Source organism: Pseudomonas sp. (assembly GCF_030150285.1).
GTDB lineage: Bacteria > Pseudomonadota > Gammaproteobacteria > Pseudomonadales > Pseudomonadaceae > Aquipseudomonas.
Window position 1 is genome coordinate 1 of record NZ_JASLGE010000018.1, and the last position, 5,067, is coordinate 5,067.

Consider the following 5,067-nt stretch of genomic DNA (forward strand, 5'->3'; position numbering starts at 1 on the left):
CAACTACAAACGCAACGTGCTGCGCACCCCGGCCAACAACAAACTGCGCCTGGAAGACACCCGTGGCCAGGAACACATCAAACTCAGCACCGAACACAGCGGCAAAAGCCAGCTCAACCTGGGGCACTTGGTGGATGCCGAAAAGCGCAAGCGCGGTGAAGGCTTTGAACTGCGCACCGACGGCTGGGGCGCGATTCGGGGCGGAAAAGGGGTGTTTATCAGTGCGGATACACAGGCCAAGGCCCAAGGCGACGTGCTGGCCATGGACGCTGCAATTGAACAGCTTGAAAGCGCACTGTCTCTGGCTCGCTCCTTGGCCCAAGCGGCACGCAGTGCTCAAGCCACCCCAGGAGACACTGAGAGTCAGGCGCGGCTGATTCAGGCGCTCAAGGGCTTGGCCCTGCCGGGAGTGTTATTACATGCTCCGGCAGGTATCGGCGTGCTTAGCCCTAAAGCGGTCTGCCTGTCTTCCGGAGCAGAAAGCGTGAGTATCACAGCCGCTCGCAATGTTGATGTCAGCACCGGGCAAGACTTCACCGCCACTGCCGAAGGGGGTGTCAGCGTGCTTGCACACAGTGCCGACCTGCAACTCAAGGCGGCTAAAGGTAAGGTTCAACTGCATGCTCAGGGTAATGACCTGCATGCACTGGCAAAGACTGATATCAAGATTGAAAGCGTCGAAGGCCGTATACACGTGAGTGCTCCGCAAGAACTGGTGCTCAATTGTGGGGGGGCCTACATCCGGCTCAAGGGCGGCGATATCGAGTTGGGTGCGCCTGGCAACATCTACCTCAAGGCTGCCAATGTACAAAAGCTTGGTAGCACTCGCCTCAATACCCCGGCGTCACCGTTGCCGACTGGTTACGCCGGGGGCTACACCCTGAAAGATGAAGCTCAGGCACCGATGCCATTTACCCGCTACCGGGTAACCACCGAACAAGGTGAGGTGTTCAACGGGGTGACTGACAAACATGGCAAGACCATGAGCGTGCATACCTTGGTGCCGGAAAATTTGAAGATTGAGCTGCCGGAATCCGAAAAGTGGATCAGCTTTTCTGCACCGCCAGAATTGAATTATGAAGGCATAAAGTGCACGGCAACCATGGATGACGGAACAACTCTATACGGTGAGTTTGACAGTGAAAATAAAGCAAGTTTTTATTCTTTTTCCGCCAGTTCATGCGTCAAGCTTGAAATAGAAAATCTAAATTATGAGGGGGGTATACCCAGCGGTGCAGAAAACCTGCTAAGAAAGCTGGCGGAAGAATAAATATGATTATGTTGAAGATGTTTATAGTGTTTATTTTTCCGTTTTTTCTGGTGCTCACCTCTATAGGAGTGAATGGTTACATTGTGTGTCGGGATTTGAATAAGGTATTAGACGGTTTTAAAGGGAGTGTTATCGTAAGTTCCTATGGGGATGTGTGGCGGGGCGGTTCGTTTTTAACGCGCTGTACATTGTCTTATATTGTGATGGGGAGCGTAGTTTTTCCTGCAAAGCACATTCGCAATGGAAGGCTTGATCCTAAAGAGTTTGCTAGCTTGCCCGGCGCTATAAAGTTGCGCATGAGGCTGTCTGTCGGTTTGTTGATGGGTGCGTTCGTATGGTTTTTTTTAGCGGTTGCCGTGATGAGTGCTTTGGAATAAGGCTGAAGCTAGTGCATTTTTTATGGTGGTGTTAATGGCAGTAAATAAGTCGTCAGGTTGTCGCATGCAGTGTCGAAGAAGCGATTGACAGAACTGGGCGGAGTAAAGGCAATGCAGGTTTTTTTTCGAGATTATCTGGCTCAAATGGACCACTCGCTCGACGACGAGAGTCTAAGTCAGGCCCTTGAGTCACTTGAAGGGGCAGCCCTTAAATTCTCAGTAGACGTAATAAGTGATGCGAAACAGCGCGATAATTACAACCGCAACGTCAGAAGGGTCAAGGATGAGGTCCTGGCTCAAGTGAAGGCCGGGAATGTGACGGTCAAAGAGGCCGCAGAATTTTGCTATGAGGCCCGTAATAAAATCATGGCGCAAGTCAGAGCAAAAACATCAGTACACGGTCTGACTGTTGCGCAGGCCAGAAAAAAAATCCCAGCCAAGCTTGTAAGTATTTTGAATGAAAAGTCCATTGGAAAATATGGTGGAAAGTTTGCAGCGCTTGATGCTGGGCGAAAAAAATCGATCTACTACGAAATTGTAGAATCATCGGCCAGGCCTGCCACTCAATTCAATACGCTGAACAAGGCTCTGAAGGTGTCGGGCAAAGTTTTAATCATCGTTACGATCGTGTATGCGACGTATGAAGTTGCCAGTGCCGACAACAAACCTAAAGAAGCCGTTAAGCAAGGCATTATGGTTGGAAGCGGAGTGGCCGGAACTGTTTTGGCGGGCTTGGCGGTAGCGACAGTGTGTGGCCCCGGTGCTCCGTTTTGTGCCGTTGGATTGATGTTGGCTGGTGGGGTGGCATCTGGTTGGGGGGCATCGGTGGCAACCGAGCTATTTGAGAATGAGATAGAGGAGTTCACCCAGTGGAAAATAAGCTAGATCCACGCGTGATGCCTGTAGGTGTTATATGGCCAAACACACCTATTTGCAGTGGAGGGTACTTATCCGAAGGCCTCGCTCGTCTTGCTCTCTCGGTAACTGTGCGCATGAAGTGTTCGGCAGAACTTTTTTCTTCTGGTTGTGTGTTGCTTGTTATGGGTGCTGTTGTTTCAAGCATTTTCAAATGGTTTGCAGGCGGTGTGGTTGGGTGGCTGAAAGGTCTGACTGATTCTCGGGGGCAATTGCTGGGGATTGGCCGTGTTTCAAGAACTTCATAGGACTCGCAATTAAGGATGGATATGAACGATCCCCTGCACCGTACGGACACGCTCAACCCGCGCAAGGACTTTACTGGCGGTACACAAAAGCAGCACTGGATCGAATTTCAGTTGCTGGATGAGCTGGGAGCCCCTTTGGCGAACATGCCCTATCAGGTGGTCAATGAGGCCATTCGCGCGGGTTGTTCTCCCGCATGTTCCGGCCTGAGCGATGCTCAGGGCGTGATTCGTATTGAGGGGCTGCATCCGGTCCCCATCACCCTGACCGTTCAAGCCAATCCTTTGGCCGAAGTGTTGCAAACCCGTCGTTTGCGCGCGGTGCGCGCCGAACCGCCGCGGCCTGTTATTGGTGATTCAGCCCCCTTGTATGGCCCACAGCGCTCGGGTTTTTCACCGGTTGAGCAGCAAGCGCACGCGGCAGGCTACGATTACCACTACCTGCGTATTGGCCAACTGTGTGACCAAGAGCCGGATTTCGCCCCACCGCTGGCCGACCGCAACCGGCTCCCGGCGTATCACTTCCCGGACAATGCATTCAAGGGGTTCACCGTCAGTGGGGAGGCCCTTGACCGTCGCCATGTCCTGGAAGTATGCCCGTTCCGTGCCTGGTTGTTGGTGCTGCACCACCAGCGCGGGTACAGCCTGGCCAACGCCTACAACCTGGGGTTGATGAGTATTCTAGCTTATAGCAATGAGCCTGAAACTGAACAGGGTTCCGTCAAGGAGCTGTTTGAGCAGCAATGCCTTGATATGTCGCGCACCCCACGGGTCTGGGATAACGGCCAGGCATGGCCTTGCCTGGTGAACGATGTTGCATTCAGCGATCGCTATGTGACAGCCAAGCCCCTTGACACCGCCAAGGCAGTTCCGCCGGAGGGCGATACCCAGCTGTTTTACGCCATCAGTGCTTCCCACGTGTTGGTGGCCTGGCGTGGCACCGAAATGAGTGGTCTCGCGGATCTTACCACCGACACAACCTTTCGCCCCGTCAAACCCGAAGTTGCCGCCAATTGCAACCCCAAGGCTCCCTGTAGCGATCTGACACCAGTGGGCAGCGTACATCTGGGTTTTCGTGATGCTTATGAGATGGCCAGAAGGATTTATGGCATAGAGTTGAAGAAAATGATCTCTGAAGACGCGAATGATAAAGAACTTTTTATCTGTGGCCACAGCCTGGGCGGTGCTCTTGGACTGATTTATGCCGCTTCGCTGAAAACAAGAAATCCATTGCTCTATACCTACGGCATGCCCCGCACCTTTACCCTCCATGCCGTGCAAACCTTGGGCGAGCTGCGGCACTTTCGCCATGTCAATGACGCCGACCTTGTGCCTCGCGTGCCGCCCGAGGCCGGATTGGACAATTACCTGTACGACCTTTATGGCCCAATGGGCACGCTGATGGGGCTGAGCTGGTCAGTGCGTCAGCTCGCGTTCGCCAACGTATTCAAACACGAGGACCCTTACAGCCATCACGGCGAAATCGCCCTATTTTATAAGGCCGAACAACATGGCAAGCGGAAAATAGAGCCCTATCCGGCTTATCGGAAGCCGGATGGCGCGCCTTATCACAGCACAATAACCCTGCAGTTGCCGCACGTAGCCAAGCTGTATCTGGTACCCAGTCTTAGCGAGACCAGTGACCAAACGGCCGAGCAGGCCACACAGCGTTTAAACACCTCATTGACCGCCGAGAGCCGTGCCAGGTTCTTTCCGCGTTACAGCAACCCGTCCCTGGGGCGACTGCTGCGCATTGGCGACCACTTTATGTCGGCGTACCAACCCTATATCCATAATCAACTGCTGGAGTCGATTAACCCCGCGCGTGATCCGTTGCTCGACCGGCAGGTGCAACGGCACCAGTTTGAACAGCAGATGCAGGCGCACGGTGACAGTATTCCCGAGGATGAGCTGACCCGCACACGCGTCTTCCTCGACTTGCAGGGCCTGATGGATCAGGCCCTGCATTTCACCCAGAGCGCTGAAGGCGGCAGCGAGGCCCTGCAACGTTTCGATGCCATCGCCGACCCACGTGCCTATTACGAGAAAACCTATGGGTAAGCCCCTTGCCGCGCGAGAGGGCAAGCTCCGCGCCCTCAAATGGCCCACCGTACTCGGCGCGCTGGTTTTCAGCCTCGGTGGTTGCGATCCGGACTACAGCCTGTCGCCGCCCGCAGACAGTGAAAAAATCACCGTGACCGTCAAGCTGCCTGAAGGGTTAAAAAACGAAACCCTTTGGGTCATGTACCGCTCGGCCACT

Annotated in this window: 4 protein-coding genes and 1 pseudogene; all 5 read left to right on the forward strand. The window is 53.9% G+C overall.

What is annotated here, in order from left to right; genetic code table 11:
* A partial coding sequence (locus Q1W15_RS02500) for a type VI secretion system Vgr family protein (RefSeq protein WP_300720007.1) occupies positions 1-1,270 on the forward strand: 1,270 nt, incomplete at its 5' end.
* 2 nt (positions 1,271-1,272) lie between these two features.
* Positions 1,273-1,647 (forward strand): hypothetical protein, encoded by a 375-nt coding sequence (locus tag Q1W15_RS02505; protein WP_300720008.1) that lies wholly within the window; start codon positions 1,273-1,275, stop codon positions 1,645-1,647.
* Between the two features lie 69 nt (positions 1,648-1,716).
* Positions 1,717-2,532, forward strand: a complete 816-nt coding sequence (locus Q1W15_RS02510; RefSeq protein WP_300720009.1) for a hypothetical protein — start codon at positions 1,717-1,719, stop codon at positions 2,530-2,532.
* Between the two features lie 299 nt (positions 2,533-2,831).
* The gene (locus Q1W15_RS02515; RefSeq protein WP_300720010.1) at positions 2,832-4,868 is read left to right on the forward strand and encodes a lipase family protein; all 2,037 of its coding nucleotides are present in this window, start codon (positions 2,832-2,834) and stop codon (positions 4,866-4,868) included.
* Positions 4,861-5,067 (forward strand): annotated as a pseudogene (locus Q1W15_RS02520) (hypothetical protein); the annotation flags it as partial. The gene Q1W15_RS02515 and the pseudogene Q1W15_RS02520, both read left to right, overlap by 8 nt.

Excerpts from the sequence above, each read along its gene's own strand:
- Q1W15_RS02505 (WP_300720008.1), top strand. The coding sequence starts at position 1,273 with ATGATTATGTTGAAGATGTTTATAGTGTTTATTTTTCCGTTTTTTCTG.
- Q1W15_RS02515 (WP_300720010.1), top strand. The coding sequence starts at position 2,832 with ATGAACGATCCCCTGCACCGTACGGACACGCTCAACCCGCGCAAGGAC.